This window comes from Exiguobacterium sp. EA-TM-5 (assembly GCF_053878415.1).
Map to the genome: position 1 here is coordinate 2,625,765 of NZ_CM132670.1, position 21,038 is coordinate 2,646,802.

Annotated in this window: 19 protein-coding genes and 2 other annotated features (1 of these 21 only partly in view); of the genes, 2 read left to right on the plus strand and 17 right to left on the minus strand. The window is 48.3% G+C overall.

From position 1 onward, the window contains the following. Window positions 1-237, minus strand: a binding site (T-box leader) (it extends 13 nt beyond the left edge of the window). A 48-nt stretch (window positions 238-285) separates the two neighbouring features. Beyond that, window positions 286-537 (minus strand) — a binding site (T-box leader). A gap of 56 nt (window positions 538-593) precedes the next feature. The 8 genes from ACV3PA_RS13855 to ACV3PA_RS13890 form a co-directional block, all read right to left on the minus strand. Then, complete coding sequence (locus ACV3PA_RS13855) at window positions 594-1,865, minus strand: dihydrolipoamide acetyltransferase family protein (RefSeq protein WP_456125092.1); 1,272 nt, start codon at window positions 1,863-1,865, stop codon at window positions 594-596. A 14-nt stretch (window positions 1,866-1,879) separates the two neighbouring features. Next, a complete protein-coding gene (locus ACV3PA_RS13860; RefSeq protein WP_023467596.1) occupies window positions 1,880-2,863 on the minus strand; it encodes an alpha-ketoacid dehydrogenase subunit beta in 984 nt (327 codons plus the stop codon). After that, window positions 2,860-3,873 (minus strand): thiamine pyrophosphate-dependent dehydrogenase E1 component subunit alpha, encoded by a 1,014-nt coding sequence (locus ACV3PA_RS13865; RefSeq protein WP_456125093.1) that lies wholly within the window; start codon window positions 3,871-3,873, stop codon window positions 2,860-2,862. Before ACV3PA_RS13865 ends, ACV3PA_RS13860 begins: the two co-directional genes overlap by 4 nt. 13 nt (window positions 3,874-3,886) lie before the next feature. Continuing rightward, complete coding sequence (gene lpdA, locus ACV3PA_RS13870; RefSeq protein ID WP_456125094.1) at window positions 3,887-5,308, minus strand: dihydrolipoyl dehydrogenase; 1,422 nt, start codon at window positions 5,306-5,308, stop codon at window positions 3,887-3,889. Continuing rightward, on the minus strand, window positions 5,278-6,381 hold the full coding sequence (buk, locus tag ACV3PA_RS13875) for a butyrate kinase (RefSeq protein WP_456125095.1): 1,104 nt from the start codon (window positions 6,379-6,381) through the stop codon (window positions 5,278-5,280). The genes lpdA and buk overlap by 31 nt, the downstream gene beginning before the upstream one ends. Window positions 6,382-6,397: 16 nt before the next feature. Further along, window positions 6,398-7,522 carry a Leu/Phe/Val dehydrogenase gene (locus tag ACV3PA_RS13880; protein ID WP_023467593.1) on the minus strand — a complete coding sequence of 375 codons (1,125 nt, stop codon included), beginning with the start codon at window positions 7,520-7,522 and terminating at the stop codon, window positions 6,398-6,400. Between the two features lie 13 nt (window positions 7,523-7,535). Then, complete coding sequence (yqiS, locus tag ACV3PA_RS13885) at window positions 7,536-8,456, minus strand: phosphate butyryltransferase (protein ID WP_456125096.1); 921 nt, start codon at window positions 8,454-8,456, stop codon at window positions 7,536-7,538. Window positions 8,457-8,600: 144 nt separating this feature from the next. Then, window positions 8,601-10,256: a sigma-54 interaction domain-containing protein gene (locus ACV3PA_RS13890; RefSeq protein ID WP_456125097.1), complete on the minus strand. Its 1,656-nt coding sequence runs from the start codon at window positions 10,254-10,256 to the stop codon at window positions 8,601-8,603. Window positions 10,257-10,379: 123 nt separating this feature from the next. On the opposite strand from ACV3PA_RS13890, the gene ACV3PA_RS13895 reads away from it, so the two are divergent. After that, window positions 10,380-10,634 (plus strand): DUF2627 family protein, encoded by a 255-nt coding sequence (locus ACV3PA_RS13895; protein ID WP_053452809.1) that lies wholly within the window; start codon window positions 10,380-10,382, stop codon window positions 10,632-10,634. A gap of 680 nt (window positions 10,635-11,314) precedes the next feature. Beyond that, window positions 11,315-11,893 (plus strand): dihydrofolate reductase family protein, encoded by a 579-nt coding sequence (locus ACV3PA_RS13900; RefSeq protein ID WP_456125098.1) that lies wholly within the window; start codon window positions 11,315-11,317, stop codon window positions 11,891-11,893. Window positions 11,894-11,929: 36 nt separating this feature from the next. Here ACV3PA_RS13900 and spo0A read toward each other — a convergent pair whose 3' ends face one another. The 9 genes from spo0A to folD form a co-directional block, all read right to left on the minus strand. Then, window positions 11,930-12,652, minus strand: a complete 723-nt coding sequence (spo0A, locus tag ACV3PA_RS13905; RefSeq protein ID WP_082318515.1) for a sporulation transcription factor Spo0A — start codon at window positions 12,650-12,652, stop codon at window positions 11,930-11,932. A 3-nt stretch (window positions 12,653-12,655) separates the two neighbouring features. Then, entirely contained in the window at window positions 12,656-14,362 is a 1,707-nt protein-coding gene (recN, locus tag ACV3PA_RS13910) for a DNA repair protein RecN (protein WP_053452808.1), read from the minus strand. Window positions 14,363-14,374: 12 nt separating this feature from the next. Beyond that, complete coding sequence (gene ahrC, locus ACV3PA_RS13915; protein WP_023467586.1) at window positions 14,375-14,824, minus strand: transcriptional regulator AhrC/ArgR; 450 nt, start codon at window positions 14,822-14,824, stop codon at window positions 14,375-14,377. 153 nt (window positions 14,825-14,977) lie between these two features. Beyond that, entirely contained in the window at window positions 14,978-15,784 is an 807-nt protein-coding gene (locus ACV3PA_RS13920) for a TlyA family RNA methyltransferase (protein WP_456125099.1), read from the minus strand. Window positions 15,785-15,790: 6 nt separating this feature from the next. Continuing rightward, a complete protein-coding gene (gene dxs / locus ACV3PA_RS13925; RefSeq protein WP_456125100.1) occupies window positions 15,791-17,677 on the minus strand; it encodes a 1-deoxy-D-xylulose-5-phosphate synthase in 1,887 nt (628 codons plus the stop codon). Window positions 17,678-17,794: 117 nt separating this feature from the next. Beyond that, window positions 17,795-18,664: a polyprenyl synthetase family protein gene (locus ACV3PA_RS13930; RefSeq protein ID WP_053452805.1), complete on the minus strand. Its 870-nt coding sequence runs from the start codon at window positions 18,662-18,664 to the stop codon at window positions 17,795-17,797. Beyond that, on the minus strand, window positions 18,661-18,882 hold the full coding sequence (gene xseB / locus ACV3PA_RS13935; RefSeq protein WP_023467583.1) for an exodeoxyribonuclease VII small subunit: 222 nt from the start codon (window positions 18,880-18,882) through the stop codon (window positions 18,661-18,663). Before xseB ends, ACV3PA_RS13930 begins: the two co-directional genes overlap by 4 nt. A gap of 2 nt (window positions 18,883-18,884) precedes the next feature. Continuing rightward, window positions 18,885-20,207: an exodeoxyribonuclease VII large subunit gene (gene xseA / locus ACV3PA_RS13940; RefSeq protein ID WP_456125101.1), complete on the minus strand. Its 1,323-nt coding sequence runs from the start codon at window positions 20,205-20,207 to the stop codon at window positions 18,885-18,887. Next, on the minus strand, window positions 20,204-21,037 hold the full coding sequence (folD, locus tag ACV3PA_RS13945; protein ID WP_456125102.1) for a bifunctional methylenetetrahydrofolate dehydrogenase/methenyltetrahydrofolate cyclohydrolase FolD: 834 nt from the start codon (window positions 21,035-21,037) through the stop codon (window positions 20,204-20,206). Before folD ends, xseA begins: the two co-directional genes overlap by 4 nt. Window position 21,038: the final 1 nt, after the last annotated feature.

Genomic DNA, 21,038 nt, shown 5'->3' on the forward strand with positions numbered 1-21,038 from the left:
ATCTCGCGGTGCCACCTCTCGATTGGAACGATTCGACCGTTCCCACTCTGTCTGATGCGTCTAAATAAGAGACATCATAGCCTACGATAACGGGGGCATCCGTCGCGACCTACTTCTTCGTTCAGCCACGCTCTCATGAGACCATTCACGAAACCTCGCCGTACGGAAGTCACACCATTCTTCCGCTCTCTGAAACGCCGATGTTGTCTCGTTACTTAACTCACTCTACGATTTGTTCGATTCGATTGTATACGAAAAGGGTCTTCTCGCCCATTCATGTAGAACATGAAGGACGGGAAGACCCGCGGTACCACCTTCGTTGACGATGCTGACACCGTCCCCTTTGAAACGAACCGGACCATTGTCCTGATTCGTCGACCCCAATAACGGGAGGAACCCGTCAGAGCCTACTACCCACTTAAAGGATTCGGTCTGAAGCTCAGAAGGCCATTCGCTTGTTGCCCGATACTGATTCGCACCACCCATCAGCTCTCTTAAATCGTTTCACAAGTTACTTGTCTTCGTCTTTGCTATCGTGTGTTGAATTGATTCTTATATTACGATGCTTCTTCTTCCCTGTCAACTGGAAACTCTCAGTATAAGGAAAGTTGGTTCGGATCAATCGATTCGAGCGATTGCTTGACGGTTTGGAGGAACTGTCCAGCAACAAGTCCGTCGAGTACCCGGTGGTCGATCGACATACAGAGATTGACCATGTCGCGTGCTGCGAACATGCCGTTCACCCAAACTGGACGTTTGACGATCGATTCAACAGATAGAATCGCTGCTTGCGGGAAGTTAAGAATCGGCGCCGATTGAATCGAACCGAATGAGCCCGTATTGTTGACGGTAAACGTCCCACCTTGCATCTCAGCAGACGACAACGTACCAGCTTGTGCACGTTTACCAAAGTCATCGATCGCGCGTGCGATGCCTTTGATACTTAATTCATCCGCATTCTTAACGACCGGTACGAATAGAGCATCCTGCGTCGCGACAGCAAGTGACAGGTTGATCGCTTTCTTTTGAATGATCTTATCCCCCGCCCATGTCGAGTTCATGATTGGATGTTTCTTCAATCCTTCAACCGTCGCCTTCATGAAGAATGGTAAGAACGTCAATTTGACGCCTTCTTGTTTGAAGAACGCATCTTTATGACGGTTACGTGCTTCGACCAGGTTCGTCACATCGACTTCGATCATTAACCACGCATGTGGTGCTTCGTGTTTCGCACGTACCATGTTTGAAGCGATTGCTTGGCGTACACCGGCAGTCGGGATCTCGATGTCACCTGTCTCTGTCGGTTGTGGCGCACTAACTGGACGTTTCGGTGCTAGTGGTGCTTCGACTGCTGGAGTCGCTACCGGAGATGCTTGCGCTTCCGGTTTTGGTTCTGCGGTTTGTGGTGTCGGAATCGATCCGGATTCGATCAGTTTCAACAGATCTTTCCGAGTAATCCGTCCGCCAGCTCCCGTACCCGTCACTTGTTCGAGATCAATGCCGTGTTCTCCCGATAGTTTCAAGACCGCTGGTGAATAGCGTTTTTTCATCGATGTATCAGACGACGTCGTTTCTTCGACAGCCGGCACTTCTTGTTCTGTCGCAGCGACTTCTGTTGATCCTCCGCTGACTTGCATCGTGACAATCGCGTCACCAACTTGCAATGTCTCGCCTTCTTCTGCAAGGAGTGTCTCGATCACACCATCAAACGAAGATGGGACTTCTGCCGTTACCTTATCGGTAATGACTTCTGCAATCGGATCATATTTTTTGACAGTATCGCCCGGTTTGACGAGCCACATTGAAATCGTTCCTTCTGTGACGCTTTCCCCAAGTTGTGGCATCGTAAGTGTTTCAGTCTTCATCGGTCAGTTCCCCCTTAGTATGCGTGCAACGTCCGGATTTTATCTTCAATTTTCTCACTTGAGATGTTGAAGAACTTCTCCATTGTCGGAGCGTATGGCATGGCTGGTACGTCTGGACCACAGAGTCGTTCAATCGGTGCATCGAGATCGAACAATGCTTCTTCTGCAATGATTGCCGACACTTCGCTCATGACGCTACCTTCTTTATTATCTTCCGTGACGAGCAAGACTTTCCCCGTCTTTTTCGCCGCTTCGACGACTGCTTCGCGGTCGATTGGATAAACAGTCCGTAAATCAAGGATGTGGACATCAATCCCGTCTTTTTCAAGGCGCGTTGCTGCTTCCAGTGCCATATGGACACACAGACCATACGTGATGATCGTGACATCTTCTCCTTCACGTTTGACGTCTGCTTTACCGATTTCGACCGTATAGTCGCCTTCTGGAACATCACCTTTCAATAGGCGATAGCCACGTTTGTGCTCAAAGAACAAGACCGGATCATTCGAACGAATCGCTGCCTTCAACAATCCTTTTGCGTCGTATGGATTAGACGGGATGACGATTTTTAGACCTGGCGTCGAATTGAACATCGCCTCGACTGATTGGGAATGATAGAGTGCTCCGTGAATGCCGCCGCCGAACGGTGCGCGGATAACGATTGGACATGTCCAGTCATTGTTCGAGCGGTACCGAATCTTGGCTGCTTCACTGACGATTTGGTTGACCGCTGGCATGATGAAGTCGGCGAACTGCATTTCAGCGATTGGACGCATCCCGTACATCGCAGCCCCGATTCCGACACCGGCAATCGCACTCTCAGCGAGTGGTGCATCAATGACACGTTCTTCTCCGAATTGTTCGAGCAACCCTTGTGTCGCGCGGAAGACACCGCCTCGGACACCGACATCTTCGCCGAGGATGAAGACGGATTCGTCCCGTTCCATCTCTTCTTTGATTGCACTATTGATCGCTTCGATTAAACTTAACGTCGTCATTTCGTTTCCTCCTCGTCGTACACGTAACGTAATGCATTTTCTGGCGCATCATAAGCTGCTGCTTCCGCATAAGCTGTCGCTTCATCGACTTCTTTTTCCATCGTTTGTTCGATGGCTGTCGCTGATTCTTCCGTCAAAACGCCCATTTCAATCAGACGCGCCCGGAAAAGTTTGATTCCGTCACGTGTCTTTAAGGCATCGAGTTCTTCAGCAGAACGATACGATTTATCATCATCATCCGATGAGTGTGGAACGAGGCGTTCGACTTCGACCTCGATCAATGTTGGACCTTCGCCCCGTAATCCACGTTCGCGTGCTTCCTTGACGACCTTGTAGACAGCGAGTGGATCGATACCGTCCACCGTATAACCAGGCATTCCGTAGCCGATCGCACGGTCAGCAACGTGTTTTGCCGACAATTGCTTCGAAAGTGGTGTCGAAATTGCATACTTATTGTTTTCACAGAACAAGATGACAGGGAGCTTATGAATCCCAGCGAAGTTTGCCCCTTCATGGAAATCCCCTTGGTTTGATGAACCTTCACCGAACGAGACATAAGCAACGAGTGGTTCCTTACGCATCTTCGCAGCCAGTGCGATCCCAACGGCATGAGGTACTTGTGTCGTAACTGGACTTGAACCTGTCACGATATTTAAAGCACGTGAACCATAGTGTCCTGGCATTTGACGACCACCTGAGTTTGGATCTTCTGCTTTGGCGAATGCCGACAGCATGATATCGCGTGATGTTTGACCGAAGTGCAAGACGACCCCTAAATCACGGTAATACGGCAAAATATAATCCGTTCCTTTTTCAAGTGCGAAAGCCGCACCGACTTGAGCCGCTTCTTGCCCTTGGCACGAGACGAGGAATGGAATTTTACCTGCACGGTTCAACTTCCACATCCGTTCATCGATTTTCCGCGCACGGACCATCGTTTCGAACATGTGAATCGCGTCTTGTTCTGTCAATCCGAGTTCTACCAATTCTTTGAATTCTATTTTTTCCATTCGTAATTCCTCCTTAGGCGTGAACCGCAAGTCCGTCGACGGCTAGTGCTGCTTCTCCGAATGCTTCTGACAAGGCTGGATGCGGATGCACGAGCTGTCCGACTTCCCATGCCGTTGCATTGAGTACGAGTGCTAATCCACCTTCACTAATCAATTCCGTTGCTTTTGGTCCAACGATGTGAACGCCGACGAGATCATCTGTCTTCGCATCGGAGACGAGCTTGATGAATCCTGCTGCCTCTCCTTCAATCCGCGCTTTCCCTAATCCATTGAACGAGAAGCTCCCTACTTTGACGTCCATTCCGGCACGTTTCGCTTCGTCTTCCGTCAAACCGACCGATGCCGCTTCCGGTACGCTGTAGATACAACGTGGGACGAACGCATATTCAAGTGGTGTCGTCGTTCCGTTTACGATTGCTTCGACTGCTTTGACCCCTTCTGCCGACGCGACATGCGCGAGTTGCAAGCGACCGATGACATCTCCGATCGCATAAATATGTTGATCCTTTGTCCGGAAATGTTCATCGACTTGGATGAAGCCGTTTTCGACTACGATATTCGTATTTTCGATCCCGATACCTTCAACGTTCGCCATCCGACCAATGGCAACGAGCAATTTATCCGCTTCAAGTGTCGTCTGTTCTCCGTTCCGGTCGATTGCAATTGAAACACCGTCTTCCGACATACGGAACGTATCGCTTTGAGCAGCTGCACCGGTATGAATTTTGACGCCACGCTTTTTCAATTGACGAGCCACTTCACGGCTGACTGCTGCGTCTTCCGTCGGTAAAATCCGGTCGCTGAATTCAACGACCGTTACTGCCACGTCGAAATCCGTCAACATCGATGCCCATTCGACACCGATGACGCCACCACCGATGATGACAATCGATTTTGGCAAGTCTGCCATGTCCAACGCATCATCCGAACTGAGGACATACTCTGAATCAAAAGCGAGTCCGTTTAATGGACGTGGGCGCGATCCGGTTGCAACAATCAATTGACGCGGAAGAATCAATTCTCCTTCGCCTTCTTCCGGCTCGACACTGATCGTCCCTGGCATCGGTGAAAAGATACTTGGTCCAAGAATCGATCCCCGACCATGGAATACTTCAATTTTCCCTTTTTTCATCAAATGCTGAATGCCTGCTTCTAATCCATCCACGATCTCTTGTTTCCGTTGTTTGACCTGTTCGAATCGTAAAAACGATTCCGGTACATCCACGCCATATGTAGCAGCGTGTTTGACCGTCTGATAGACTGCTGCTGATTTCAAAAAGGCTTTGGATGGGATACAGCCACGATGTAGGCATGTGCCACCCAGTTTCCCTTGTTCTACGATTGCTACCGACTTCCCGGCTTGTGCTGCACGAATCGCAGCGACATATCCACCGGGTCCACCACCTAGGACAACGACGTCGAATTCTCTAGCCATGTTGGTTCGCCTCCATATTCCTTAACTTCCTCTTCCCCACGTAAGACACGCAACACTCCTTCTGCGAGCGCCTGTAACTCATCCTCACCTGGGCTACGTACGACTTGACCAAGATGTGCGACACGTTCTTCGATCGCGGTCGTCAACCGATCACTATAAGCAAGTCCGCCCGTTAAGATGATCGCATCGAGCTGTCCGAACAATACGGCACTTTGACCGGCAATCTCTTTCGCAATCCGGTACGCCATTGCGTCATATAAGAGGGCTGCTTGCTCGTCTCCTGCTTCAATGCGTCGTTCGATTTCGATCGCGTCGAACGTACCCAAGTGCGCGACAAGTCCGCCTGACCCAACGACCAGACGCTTCATCTCTTCAAGTTTATACTTGGTACTATAACATAGTTCTACTAGTTGACCAACAGGTAGCGATCCGCTCCGCTCTGGTGAAAACGGACCTTCTCCGTCAAGTCCATTATTCACATCGATGACACGTCCGTCTTGGTGTACACCGACCGTAATGCCGCCGCCCATGTGCGCGATAATTAGGCGCAATTCCTCATACGGACGTCCGATTTCCTTCGCGTACCGTTTCGCAACAGCTTTTTGGTTCAAGGCATGAAAAATACTCTTTCGTTCAAGTTCAGGTAAGCCTGTAATCCGTGCAATCGGTTCTAGCTCGTCAACGACGACCGGATCGACAATGAACGACGGAATGTCGAGTGTCCGCGCGATTTCGTCCGCGAGGAGTCCACCGAGGTTCGATGCATGAACACCAAAAATGCCACTGAGTAAGTCTTCTCGCATTTCCCGATTCACGGCATACGTTCCACTAACGAGCGGCCGGAGTAGACCACCACGTCCGACCACTGCAGTAAGCGCTTTCAAATCAATCTGCTCTTCAGCTAACACTTCGAGCAATACATGACGACGCATCTCCAGCTGCGCTGGAAGCGGTCCCCCGACCGCTTCCGCTGGATGGCGTAACGTCTTCGTGAACACCTGATTCGCTCCTTCGAAAATACCAATCTTCGTCGAAGTCGAACCGGGATTGATCGTTAAAATACGTTCGCTCATGGATATCCTCCTCTGATCAGCCACGTGATCCTAGAATGTTTTTATCACGACGCAAGAACTGACTGCGGGCACTACGCATCGTTGCAATGCGCTCTTCTGCCATTTTTTCAGCAGCACGGTATGTCGGTAAATGATCACGTTTTGCAATTTCGAATACTTTCGTAACAGCATCATAGACAAGTTCAACTTTTTTCATGGCGCGGTCACGATTGTATCCGTCGAGTTCATCGGCAACGTTGATGACACCACCGGCATTGATGACGAAGTCTGGTACGTATAAGATATCGCGCTCCTCTAACATGTCACCGTGGCGATCTTCTTTAAGTTGATTATTCGCTGCTCCAGCGATGATCTTGACTTTCAATTGCGGGATTGTTTCGTCGTTTAATGTTGCACCGAGGGCACATGGTGCAAAGATGTCCGCTTCGACGCTATAGATGTCTTCTGGTGCGACGATCAACGCACCGAATGCTTCTTCTGCACGTTGTAGCGCTTCTTGGTTGATGTCCGTGACGATCAACTTCGCTCCTTCTTCATGTAAATGACGGCACAGGTTGAAAGCAACGTTACCGACACCTTGAATCGCAATCGTTTTACCACCGAGTGAATCTGTTCCGTACACTTCTTTTGCTGCTGCTTTCATACCACGGTAGACACCGTACGCCGTGACTGGTGATGGGTTCCCACTTGATCCGAATGCTGGGCTGACACCTGTAACGAAGTCCGTCTCCATGTGAATGTAATCCATGTCTGCTACTGTTGTGTTGACATCTTCAGCTGTGATGTAACGACCGTTGAGTGACTGAACATAGCGACCGAATGCCCGGAAGAGTGCTTCTGATTTTTGTGTCTTCGCATCACCGATGATGACAGCTTTACCGCCGCCGAGGTTCAAACCAGCCGCTGCGTTCTTATACGTCATACCTTTTGATAAACGAAGCGCATCAATCAATGCTTCCTCGTCTGATGCATAGTTCCACATGCGAAGTCCACCAAGTGCTGGACCGAGTGTCGTATCATGAATCGCGATGATGGCTTTTAAACCAGATACTTTATCGTGACAAAAAACAACTTGTTCGTAATCTTCCATCTCCATTGTTTCAAAGATACTGAAGCGTGATTCTACGTTTGTTTCGACCATTTTAAGTTCCTCCTCAAGTTGTTTGTTTCACTTTTTTCGTTTGTTGAGCATTTAATAGCGCAAAGGCTAATGAGTACATTTTTGCTTCTGCTGTATCAGCACGGCTTGTCAATACGACCGGAGCCCGTGCTCCGACGAGAATCGCCGCAACGGATGCATGTGCGAAATACATCAGTGATTTGTAGATGACGTTTCCGACTTCGATTTGTGGGACGACGAGTAGGTCCGCTTGACCTGCTACGTCTCCTGTTAATCCTTTTTGCTGTGCAGCTACAAGATTCACGGCATTGTCGAGCGCGAGTGGTCCGTCTACAAGGCAATCCTTGATTTGACCACGTCGGTTCATTTGTGTCAAAAGAGCAGCATCAATCGTTGCCTGCATCGTCGGATTGACGACTTCGACGGCAGCTAAGACCGCAACTTTCGGTAATCCGTACCCGAGCGCCCGTAAAGCGGAGACACCATTCTCGATGATCTTCACCTTGTCTTCAAGTGACGGTTGGATATGAATCGCTGCATCGGTCAATCCAATTGCCGATTCACGTCCTGGTACTTCAAACAATGCGACATGCGACAAGACATTCCCTGAACGTAGACCCGTTTCCTTACTCAAGACAGCTTTCATGAACGTTGCTGTTGGAACGAGTCCTTTCATCAACACGCTCGCATCCCCTTTGCGAACGGCATGAGCAGCGCGTTCAGCCGCTTCTTGCGATGTAGAGGTATGGGTAATCACGAATTGTGACTCCCGTAATGCCCGTTTTTGAATCATCTGCTGGATTCGCGTTGCATCCCCGAACAAATGAAAACGCGCTAAGTCGTTCTCAATTGCTAATGCGACAGCATCCATCACTTCTTCGTCATCCGCAGCCGCAATCGCAACGACGGAATCTTCGAGTCGAGCTGCCTGCTCGACCATTTCACTGAATCTCACCGTATTCCCCCCTTACCTGTCATACATAAATAGTAATAGCAATTTTCGTGCCAAATTAAAAGAGACGGTAGGACAAGCAAGAACGTCTTTAATTTTGCACGCTTTTGCATTTTTTGCAATATATTGCACGCAAAAATTTGCGTTTCACGAATAGATGTTAAATCGTTCCACTTTATAATAGAGTGCGCGGAGTGAAATCCCGAGTTGCTTCGCCGCTTCTGTTTTGTTGCCATTAAAGGCAGTAAGCGCTTCCCGAATCAACCGTTCTTCGACGTGTGACATCTCATCTGATAAATGCTTGATTTCCTTTTTCTGTCTGGTTGCAACTTTTGTTGTTTGTGGAACGACCAGTTGAAGGTGTCCTTTCCGTAAGACCGTTTCCGTTTTATCAGTAAAAATCAAGGCGCGTCCAATGACATTTTCGAGTTCACGAACGTTTCCTTTCCACGGTTGCTTCTTCATTGCTTCAAGTACATCATCCGAGATCCGCCCAACCGATCGTCCATAACTCTGATTCAATTTACGCAGTAAATGTAATGTTAAAGGAGCAATATCATCCGGACGCTCCCGGAGTGATGGAATGTGAATTGGTAAACGATTGATTCGATAATAGAGATCTTCTCGGAACTCATTCATAATGATTTTTTGTTCCAGATTGGCATTCGTCGCTGCGATGATTCGAACGTCGACCGGAATCGCCTTTGTTCCACCAACACGAACGACTTCATTTTCCTGCAACACGCGTAACAGTTTGGCCTGGACGTCGAGCGGCAGTTCTCCGATTTCATCTAAGAACAATGAACCACCGTGTGCTTCTTCGAAGTAACCTCGCTTGCCGCCGCGCCGTGCCCCTGAGAACGCTCCATCCTCGTAACCGAATAGTTCACTTTCGAGTAACGTCGGTGCAATCGCCGCACAGTTGACGCGGACGAATTGTTCATATTTACGTTCGCTCGCCGCATGGATCGCGTGTGCGAACAACTCTTTTCCGGTTCCGGATTCACCACGAATCAACACGTTAACTGGCATCGTTGCTGCAAGTTTTGCTTGGTCGACGACGAAGCGCATCGCCTCACTCTCAGCAATGATATCGTCAAACGTATACTTCGCTTCGAGTGTCCGAATTTTTTGACGTGCTGCCTTTAATTCCTTGGTGAGTGCTTTCATTTCTGATATATCTCGAATGACACCGACAGAACCACGGACTTGTCCATCGACGATAACAGGTGCAGCATTCACGATGATGTCCCGTTGATCTTGCCCGATCTTCATACGAACATCTCGCACATTCTCGCCTGTATTCAAGACTTTTAAATGAACCGAATCTTGCATTCCGATGTCGGCACTTGCCGGTTTTCCAACGACATCCCGTTCCGTGAAACCCGTCATTCGTGTGTATGCCGGATTGATCATCATCGTTTGACCGTCTTGATCAGCGACGGAAATCGCTTCACTCGTACAATGAATGATGGCTTCGAGCATTTTTTCTTTTTCAGTCAGACGCTCGAGTAACACTCTGACGAACTCTCCCGGCAAAACCGCTGCTCCTGGAAAATCATGAATCAATTGTTCCAGTACGCCATTTTCTCCCGTAGCGTCAATAATAAAATCAACATCTGTCCCTTCGAATGCAGACCAGTTCGTTTCGATACGAATCTCAGCGCGACGTGCAAGCGCTACCCCAGGTGCGTCCATGTTTGGATCGACAAGGCCAATGACCGTTAATAATGGTGAACGTTGGAACGCATGCAGGACTTCCGTCCCCCCTTGACCAGCCCCAATGACAAGTAGATGATGCATATGAATCTCCCCCTTTGAAACTGCTTACATTTCTATCGTACTCGGAATAAAATAGGGAAGCAAACCCGATTCGCAGAACGATCGATTTTTTGATACAATACGCTTGGAAAGGAGTGGCGTCCTATGCGTATCATTGGTTTGCTCTCGTTATTGATTCCTGGCATCATCGGTGCAATTGGTATTAAACTCATGCGTGACAGCGTATTTCTAATTGCTCAAGTCCCCTTTAAATACTTAGGCGATGCAGGATATGTATATGTCTTACAAGGCCTCGTTGGTTTGATTCTTGCGATGGGTGGCATCGGTTTTGTCGCAGGATATGTCTTTTATCGCGATCGTAAGCGTGGTAAAGTCTCCGACCGCTATCAAAAAAAATGAACACAGAAAAAGGTCCCCATCTCTTGAACTCATTTCAAGCGCGGGACCTTTTACTCGTATAAAATTGGTTTCACTTACGGATGAACTCCTCTCATAGTTAGAACTATTCGTGTACTCCAAAACCTTAGGTGTTCCTCTTAATGAAGAGGTGGAAAGAAATCAGATCTGGCTATCGGGCTAACGATAGAATGGTATTTCAGTTCCATCATCTGACTGTACTCAGGACCTAGGTGGAGCGTAATGTCATCCGCTTGAAGCAGTCAAACATTCGGTTGCTAACAATCACTGCTAGACAACACTCCTTTTCACGAACTGTACTTTTTCATTTTAGACGATCCGTTACCTTCCACTTTTCCCTAGCTTCGAAATCATGGAAGCTCCCATTCATTCGAGATTTCCCATCTAGAATGAACAAGATACCTTGGTACGACTTCTACCAAGAGAATGTCGTCCGGCATTCTTGAGCCATTTACAGTTGGCGTTCTGAGATGATGTTCATCAACGGGATTTCCGGAGTCCTCGCCGACTCGACGTTCATCTGACGTCTTGCCAAATCATTTGGTATCTTTATTATAACAAACATTTCAGTTTATGCAATATTTATTTGTAAACGCTTTTATTTTTTTTTAAGGCTACGTACGGTATGCTGGATGAAGAACATAATCGAAAGGAGATCGTGTATGCGAAAAATCATCGTATTCGAACATCTATCTTTAGACGGTGTCGTTCAAGCACCGAGCGGCAAAGATGAGGATGTGAGCAACGATTTCAAGCACGGTGGGTGGACTGCTCCATTTCAACACCCTGAGATCGGTCAGGTCATTCGAGGATGGATGCATGAGGACTGCTCCCTGTTGCTTGGTCGCGCGACTTACGAGCAATGGTCGAGTTATTGGCCACATCATGCCGATATCTGGCCAGTAGCTGATCGTGCTATGAAGTATGTCGCTACGCGTCATGCACCACCTGTCCTTTGGCAGCCGACGACATATTTGAATCAACCGACTTCTGAACTCACACGCTTGAAGCAACAAGACGGACCACCGCTTCACGTCTGGGGGAGTAGTCAACTCGTTCATGCGCTTTATCAAGCCGATCTGATAGATGAACTTCGATTGATCATCTATCCCGTCATCATTGGTTCGGGTAAACGCCTGTTTCCCGACCACGGAATGGCGCCCCTCACTTGGAACGTCAAGGAACGACAGACGTTTGAAAACGGCGTGTTGATTGTTTGTTATGAACGAAATAAGAATTAAAAACACACCGTCTATCCATTAGACGGTGTGTTTGCTTTAACCAGATTGTTCTTGATTCATATGGCTCGATACATATGAGATGAATTCCGAGTTCTTCGGACTTTTCTCTTGTTCGATGCGACCATTAAAGAGTTCGTGCTGTTGCATCCCTTCATTCCATGCCGACTTGATGGCGTGACGCATTGCCCGTTCGACACGTGAAGCCGTCGTTTGATGTTTTTTGGCGATTGTCGGGTATAGTTCCTTTGTGATCAAACCGAGTAAATCTTCGCGTTCGAGCACCATCAATACAGCATCTTTTAAATACGTAAACCCTTTGATGTGCGGGGCAATCCCCACTTCTCGGAGTGTCGTACCGACTTTCAAGTCAATCGTTTCAACCGTCGGCGCTTGTCCTTGATTCGTCACAAGACGAATTTTTTGGACAAGCTGGTCCATACTGAACGGTTTAAGTAAGAAATACGATGCCCCAAGGGTAACCGCCTGTTGTGAGACTTCGTCCTTACCGAAAGCACTCAGCATGATGACAGCAGGATTCTTCTTTTTCTTCATCAACTCTTCGAGCACACCGAGCCCATCTAAATGGGGCATGATGATGTCGAGAAGTAATACATCGACTTCATGTTCTTTCATACGTTCGAGACAACTCTCGCCGTTGTAGGCGACGCAAACGACTTCCATGTCTTCTTGCGCAGTGATATGTTGGCGAATCAATTCAACCATTTCGCGATTATCATCTGCTATCCCGACTTTAATCAATCCTTACACCCCATTTTTAAGCGATTCTTTCATCGTCTTCGCCTGATCCATCAATTCTTCGGCATGACGTAACGTCAAATCCGTCATATGCGCACCGGAAATCATCCGTCCGAGCTCGTTTCCTCGGTCTGACTGAGACAAGACGTTAACTTGAGTCGTCGTACGGTCCGTCTCTTCGATTTTTCGAATATACAGATGTTGATCAGCCATTGAAGCGACTTGTGGTAAGTGCGTGATACAGAGCACTTGTCCGTCTACTGACAAACGATAGATTTTTTCAGCCATCGCTTGTGCGACACGACCCGAGACACCCGTATCGACTTCATCAAAAATGATGGAAGAGACTCCGACCGAGCGTGAGAAGATTGATTTCAGTCCGAGCATGATTCGAGATAATTCTCCGCCTGACGCGACTTTTCCAAGTGACTTAAACGGCTCTCCCGCATTCGTCATGATAAAGAACTCGACTTGGTCGATTCCGTTCTTCCGTAACATCGGCGTTTTCCCGTCCTGAAGAAAACGAATTTCGAATCGTGCTTTTTCCATGTAAAGCTCACGTAATTCCAAATGAATCGCTTCACTTAATTGAATCGCTGCTTTACGTCGTTGTTGTGAGAGTCGACCACCAATCTCAAACAATTCGCCTTCGAGCTGTTCGACTTCGGCTTTTAATCGTTCAATCCGTTCATCTCGATTCGTCATCGTATCGAGTTCGACTCGAATCTTCTCACCGTACGCGATGACTTCTTCGATCGTCGCCCCATATTTTCGTTTCAGCTGTTGAAAGACCGATAAACGTTGTTCGATCTCATCAAGTCGATTGGAATCAAACTCGAGTGTTTCGAGTTGATCCCGGATGGCATAACCTACTTCTTCTAGTCCATAAAAGGCGCTCGCGATCGCGTCACTCTGCTGAGAAAACTGTTCATCGATGCTCGATGCTTGCTGTAATTCACGCATCGCGTCTCCAACAGAGTCGATGCCGCGCATCTCATCATGTAGAGCATCATACGCAGTTTTCAACGATGCATATAATTTCTCGAAGTTCGCGAGGCGATTTCGTTCAACGAGCAATTCATCTTCCTCATGTGCCCGAAGTTTTGCCCCTTCAATCTCTTCCGTCTGAAACGATAATAAATCGATGCGTTGTGCGAGCTCTTGCTCACTTTGTGCGAGTGATTGCAAAGCCGCCCGTTTTTCTTCGTATGCTTGATACCCCGATTGATAGGCTTGTAGTAACGGTGCAATCGTCTCTTGCGCGAAGTCATCGAGAATCGCTTGATGATACGTACTGTCCATTAAATGCTGATGTTCATGTTGCCCGTGCATGTCGACGAGGACGCGCCCGAACTCACGTAAGATCGTCAGTGTGACCAGCTTGTTGTTGACGCGACAGACACTTTTCCCGGTCGCGAACAGATCACGTCTTAAGATGATCAATCCATCTTCGATATCGATGCCATATTCTTCTGCGAGATCATAGACGAGATGGTCGTCTTCAATCAGAAATAGTCCTTCTAACTCCGCTCGATCTTCCCCGTATCGAACGAATTCCGAAGAACCACGTCCACCAATCAACAAACCGATTGCGTCGAGAACGATCGATTTACCGGCACCTGTTTCCCCAGTCAAGACGGTCATTCCTTTTTTAAAGTCGATCTGTAGCTCGTCAATGATCGCAAATTGTTTGATCGATAATTCAGCTAGCATCCTGTCAACTCCTTACAGCATTTCTAAGATTCGTTCCGTCACTTCTTTCGCCTGCTCCTCACTCCGTGCGATCAACAGGATCGTATCATCCCCACACACCGTTCCAAGCAGTTCGTTCCAGCTCAAATGATCCAATAAGACAGCGACTGCATTCGCATTTCCAGGTAGGACATGCATGACAATCAGATTTTGAGCAGAATCAATCGAGATGAAGCTATCCCCGAGCAGACGCCGCAATTTCCCGAGTGGGTTGAAGCGTTGATCGGCAGGTAAGCTATATTTATAACGTCCATCATTCAACGGGACTTTGACGAGATGGAGTTCCTTGATATCTCGTGATACCGTTGCCTGTGTCACCTTATATCCTGCATTTCGTAATTCCTCTACCAATTCATCCTGGGTTTCTACTTCCGATTGGGTGATGATTTCCCGAATCTTAATCAATCGTTGCCCCTTTGTCATCCCTGCACCTCACAGTATTCTTCGATGTTACTATTGTAATCCAATAAATCATTAAAAGTCCACGTTTGCCATTTTATTATGAGGTTTCATCGTACTGAACAACAACGAAGACGGACCCATGAACCGGATCCGCCTTCGTTTTCATCTGTTCATTTAAAGACTAGCGTGTGCTCGCTTGACCGTCTCTACCGCATTAACGGATGCATCGAGTCCTGGTTGACCAAGACGGGCATGTAACAAGAACTCGATATTACCCTCTCCACCAGTAATCGGTGAGTAATCGAGTTGCTTGACGTAGAATCCTTGTTGAATGAAGAATTCGATCATCTCATCGAGCACTCGGACATGAATCCGTTCGTCCCGCACGATCCCTTTTTTACCAATATCATCGCGCCCTGCTTCGAATTGCGGTTTAACGAGCGCCATGACATCTCCTCCTTCGACGAGAATCGTTTTCAGTGGAGGAAGCATCAACCGTAACGAGATGAATGAGACATCAATCGTCGCGAACTGTGGCGAGACAGAGAACATGTCTGGTGTGGCATGCCGGAAATTCGTTTTTTCCATTACCGTCACGCGATCATCTGAACGAAGTTTCCAGTCCAGCTGATTCGAACCGACATCGAGGGCGTACATATGCGCTGCTCCATTTTGTAAGGAACAGTCCGTAAAACCACCCGTTGAAGATCCGATATCAAGACCCGTTTTGCCCGTGACATCAAAATCGAATACTTGAAGTGCCTTTTCCATCTTAAAGCCGCCACGACCAACATACGGCATCAATTGACCTTTGACATGCAGATCAATATCCGATTTGACCTTTTCACCGGCCTTCTCCAGTCGTTCCGTCCCGCTAAAGACGAGTCCAGCCATGATCGACCGCTTCGCTTTTTCACGCGTTTCAAACAAACCGCGCTCGACGAGAAGAACGTCGAGGCGGATTTTTTTTACATTTTCCATGAATCGTCACACACTCTGTTTCTTTCCTTGATTGACGAAAGCGCGTACTTCTTCTGCGATTTGTCCAGGTAATAATCCGATTTCTTCAAGTAACTCATTGACACCGCCATGCTCGATATACCAATCCGGAATACCGAAACGCTTGACACGTGGGAATGCTTCCTGCTCGTTCGCATGCTCAAGAACAGCTGATCCAAATCCACCTTTTAGGACAGCTTCTTCGAGCGTCACAAGTGGGATGCCTTCTGCATAAAGTGCATTCAGCATTTTCTCATCAAGCGGTTTGATCGTCCGAGCATTGATGACACGAACCGAAAGTTCGTCCGCTAGGAGATTTGCAATCTTAAGTGCATCCTGCACTTGTGGTCCGAACGCAAGAATCGCGACATCCGTTCCTTCGCGTTCGACTTCCCATGTATCAAGTGAAATTTCGTGCAATGTCTCATCCATTGGTACACCAATTCCTTCGCCACGCGGGAAACGAACGGCGATTGGTCCTTCGTATTTAACAGCAGAATAGAGTAAGTGCTGCAGTTCATTCTCATCTTTTGCCATGACGATTCGAATATTCGGCACATGGCGCATGAAGGCAATATCGAAGACCCCTTGGTGTGTCTCTCCATCTGCTCCGACGAGTCCTGATCGGTCAATCGTAAACGTCACGTCGAGATTTTGACGCGCGACATCATGGACGAGTTGATCGTATGCGCGCTGGAAGAATGTCGAGTAGATCGACACAACCGGTTTCATGTCTTGCGTCGCTTGACCTGCAGCGAACGTGACAGCGTGTTGTTCCGCGATCCCAACATCAAACATCCGCTCTGGGAATTCTTTTTCAAAACAATCGAGTTTAGAACCGACACTCATCGCTGGCGTGATCAATGTCAGCTTTTCATCATCGCGTGCTATCTTCGTTAAGGTATCCGCTACCGTAAAGGAATAACTTGGTGCTTTTGATTTCCCTTTGATAACTTCGCCAGACTCCATCTTGTATGGTCCAAGACCATGCCACGTGCCGACTCCGTCGAACTCTGCCGGGCGATAGCCCTTCCCTTTTTTCGTGATGACGTGAAGCAGGACAGGTCCTTCTTCTTTTTTTACGTAGTTGAGTTGTTCGATCAAATCATTAAGATCGTGTCCATCGACCGGACCATAATAGTTGAAGCCGAGCTCTTCGAAGAACATACCAGGCACAAGTGCTCCTTTGACGGCTTCCTTCAATTTCTCGCTTCCTTTTTCAAGGCGTCCGCCAATGACCGGAATTTTTTTAATTAACGTTTCGAGCTCATCTTGTGCATAACGCACTTTGCGTGATGAACGAATCCGTCCGAGCATTTGATGCATCGCCCCAACGTTTGGTGCAATCGACATCTCGTTATCGTTCAAGATGACGATGACATTTTGTTGTTCTGCTCCGATGTGATTCAATGCTTCAAGTGCCATACCACCTGTCAAAGCACCGTCACCGATGATTGCGACTGCACGATCATCCTTACCGCTCAGTTCATTCGAGACAGCAATCCCCATTGCTGCTGACAGAGACGTCGAGCTGTGTCCTGTCTCCCAAACGTCGTGCACACTCTCATTACGTTTCGGGAATCCACAGAGTCCCTTATGCTTGCGAAGCGTATCAAACTGGCTCGCACGTCCTGTGAGAATCTTGTGCACATATGCTTGGTGTCCGACATCCCAGACGAACTTGTCATTCGGACTGTTGAATTCACGATGCAACGCAAGCGTCAACTCGACGACACCAAGGTTCGGTGCTAAGTGGCCACCTGTCGTAGCTAATTCTTCAATCAAAAAGCGTCGAATGTCGCCAGCGAGGACTTCGAGTTCGGAGACCGACATACGCTTTAAAAATGACGGATCCTGTATTTCTGTCAATTTCATACCTTACCGCCTCTTTTCCTTACAATCTTATAGGGTTTGTACCCTACATTGTACTAGAACAATCTATTGAGCGCCATTGTCAGCATAGAAAAAGACGACGCAGATGCGTCGTCCTGCTTAATGGTCGCGCTTGACCACGAAGTCGAGCAGTTCCTTAAGTGTCGTCGCTTCGACCGATAATGCATCAATCGCTTGTTCCGCTGCTTCCACTTGGGCTGTCAGCGCACGTTTCGCCCCTTCAAGACCAAGTAATTTTGGATACGTTGCTTTTTCGTTGCCTTCGTCACTCCCAACCGGCTTCCCGATTTTTTCGGCATCTCCTGTTACATCCAAGATGTCGTCTTGGATTTGGAAGGCGATTCCGAGATGACGACCGTATTGTTGTAAGTGCTCAAGATCCGTCGAACTGACTGTTGCAAGCAAGCCACCCGCTTCAACAGCAAAGACGAGAAGTGCTCCCGTTTTCCGGCGATGAATCGATTCAAGCTCTGCTACATCGTTAATACCGCCACGCTCTCCGAGCATATCGTCGAGTTGACCACCAACCATACCCGTAGCACCCGCTGCCGCTGCCAACCGTTCGACAAGGGCAAGCTTCACTTCTGGCGAAGCCGGTGTCTCAAGAAGACAGCTAAAAGCGTTCGTGAGCAAGGCGTCTCCTGCTAAAATCGCTGTCGCTTCATCAAAAGCGATATGATTCGTTGGACGTCCACGACGGAGATCGTCGTCGTCCATTGCTGGAAGATCATCGTGAATCAGAGAATATGTATGAATCATCTCGAGCGCCGCAGCAGTCGCATCACCTTTTGAACGATCGATTGAAAAGGCATCGAGTACCGCATAAATCAAGGCTGGACGAATTCGTTTCCCACCCGCATCGAGTGAATACCGCATCGAGTCGCGTAAACGCTCCGGTGCATCGAGTCGCTCCATGAATTCTTCCATCTTGTTTTCGACTTGTGTCTTCCACTCATTCAAGGCAATCATTGCGCTCCTCCTTTTTCCCGTAGCGTACCATCTTGCTCCAGGATTTGATCGAGTTTTTTTTCAGCAACGGATAACTTTCCTTGGCAGAGAGCTGTCAACTTAACGCCCTCTTCATAAAGAGCCATCGCTTGTTCAAGAGGCGCTTCGCCCTCTTCTAGTAACGTGACGATTTCTTCTAGTCGTTCTAGTGCTTCTTCAAAAGATTGTTCGGTCTCCATCCTTATTCCCCATCCTCTCGTTTAGCACGAATCGTTCCATCATGGAAGCGGATATCGAACGAAGACGCTGTCAATGCCTTCGCGGAACGGACAATTTGTCCATCCTGTTCGACATACGTATAGCCGCGCATCAGGACATGCGTCGGACTGACGGAGTCGAGTCGCGCGAGCACATGACGCACCTGTTGTTGTTTCGATTGTAAGATCCGACGAACAATTTCGAGTCGACGACGCGATTGTTCAATCGTCGCCTTTTGTTGCACGAATCGATCACGTACCGGTACCCTCATTAAACGTGTGTGAAGACGCTCCACCTGTTGCTGGTTTTGCGCTACTACATGCTGGATCTCTTTTTGGAGCGACATCTCTGCTCGGTCCAATTGCTCTTGCTTCAATCCAAGTAGGACACGTGGTGATTTCAGTCCGTAACTCGTAGCAAGACGCGTCACTTGCTCCTGTTTACTCTTGAGAAGTTGTGCATACGTCCGTTCTAAACGTCGTTGCACATCCTGGACACGACGGACGAGTGCATCTGCTTCTGGTGTGACGAGTTCTGCCGCTGCCGTTGGTGTAGCGGCGCGAACGTCCGCAACGAAATCACTGATCGTAAAATCGGTTTCGTGACCGACGGCCGAGACGATCGGAATGCGTGATTCGAATACAGCTGTCACAACAGACATTTCATTAAATGCCCACAATTCTTCGATTGAACCGCCACCACGACCGATGATTAAGACGTCACAGGCAGCATGCTCATTCATCAACTGAATAGCACGATTGATTTGCGGTGCCGCGTCCGCTCCCTGTACAAGAACCGGGGCGAACACGATGGCTGCTTGCGGATAACGGCGACGGAGTGTCGTTGCGATATCATGAAGCGCTGCTCCTTTTGGAGACGTGATGATTCCGATGCGCTCCGGAAAAGCAGGTAACGGTTTTTTGATTTCTGGATCAAACCACCCACGCTCTTCGAGATCCACTTTTAAGCGTGAGAATGCCTCATATAGCGCCCCCACCCCATCTTCCGTCATCCGTTCGACATAGAGCTGCATCTCACCAGATGATACGTATACGGATAAGCGCGCCGTGACGACGACACGCATGCCATCGCGAACGTCTGCCTTGACGCGACTCGCATCACGGGCGAACATGACGGCTTTCATCCGCGACTGTTCATCCTTCAACGTAAAATAAAGGTGACCAGAAGAGTGTCGTTTAAAGTTCGACACTTCTCCCACCACCTGGACTTGTTGCAGAAGGGCGTCGCCTTCTAGTTCACGTTTGACATATTGGACTAAATCGGAAACGTGAAGAGGTTCGCTCATCGCGCAGCCTCAATCGTGTTGTGCAGTAGCATCGTAATCGTCATCGGACCAACACCACCCGGAACAGGTGTAATCATCGATGCAACATCTTGAATCGTATCAAATTCAACATCACCAACGAGTTTTCCATCGACGCGGTTTACACCAACATCAATGACGACAGCGCCCGGTTTCACCATATCCGCAGTAATCAGCTTTGGTACGCCGACTGCCACGATTAAGATATCCGCTTGGCGCGTCATCACACCGAGGTCTTTAGTTTTTGAATGACAATAGGAAACGGTAGCCGATTCATTCAAGAACAACATACCGACGGGTTTACCGACGATTTGGCTACGTCCGACAACGACGACATGTTGACCTGCAATCGGTACGTTCATCTCTTTGACGAGATGGAGAATACCGTTTGGTGTACATGGTAAAAACGTCGGTTCACCAATCATCATTTTCCCAACAGAGACAGGATGGAAACCATCGACGTCTTTTTCAGGAGAAATCGCAAAAATGACTTTGCTTTCATCAATATGGTTAGGTAACGGCAATTGAACGAGAATCCCGTGGACACTCGCATCAACGTTCAGACGTTCGATCAAGTGAAGGAGCTCTGATTCCGTTGTTTCTGCCGGAAGCCGGATCAACTCCGAATCCATGCCGATTTCCTTCGCCGCCTTTTCTTTACCACGTACATAAGATTGACTAGCAGGATCTTCGCCAATCAGGATGACAGTCAATTGCGGTTGAATCCGCTGTTCTTTCAGACGTGCGACTTCTTCTTTCAGCTTCATACGATATGAATGGGCTACCTGTTTTCCATCGATTACTACTGCCATG